Source organism: Burkholderia sp. BCC0322 (assembly GCF_902833045.1).
GTDB lineage: Bacteria > Pseudomonadota > Gammaproteobacteria > Burkholderiales > Burkholderiaceae > Burkholderia.
In genome coordinates this window covers 1-475 of the sequence record NZ_CADFDU010000005.1, presented here as the reverse complement: position 1 = coordinate 475, position 475 = coordinate 1, and the positions used below count along the sequence as shown (strand labels likewise).

At 50.3% G+C, this 475-nt stretch carries 1 tRNA gene and 1 rRNA gene; both read left to right on the top strand.

Annotation, left to right across the window (positions count from 1 at the left end):
- Window positions 1-12: 12 nt before the first annotated feature.
- Window positions 13-88, top strand: a tRNA-Ala gene (locus HWX39_RS16025).
- Window positions 89-378: 290 nt separating this feature from the next.
- Window positions 379-475: ribosomal RNA gene (locus HWX39_RS16020) — 23S ribosomal RNA — on the top strand; the annotation flags it as partial.

The window sequence follows — 475 nt, the reverse complement described above, 5'->3', positions numbered from 1 at the left end:
ATCTGTACTCATGGGGGCATAGCTCAGCTGGGAGAGCACCTGCTTTGCAAGCAGGGGGTCGTCGGTTCGATCCCGTCTGCCTCCACCAATCACCAACGCTAAGGGCTTGGTTCAGACGCTGAACCGAGAATTTTGCATTGGCGATTGAGCCAGTCAGAGTGATACGTTTTACGTATCGGCTGTCGTTCTTTAACAATCTGGAAGAAGTAAGTAATTTGGATAGCGGAAGCGTCTTGAGATGGACGTGAAAGTTATCCGGGTTGTGATTGTATCGATGTATCTCAAGATGATTCGAACTCTATGTTTGACTCAATTGGAATACGGCACAACGCGAGAACTCAACCTGTAGCGACTGTCGATGAGACAGACTCGTTATAGGGTCAAGCGAACAAGTGCATGTGGTGGATGCCTTGGCGATCACAGGCGATGAAGGACGCGGTAGCCTGCGAAAAGCTACGGGGAGCTGGCAAACGAG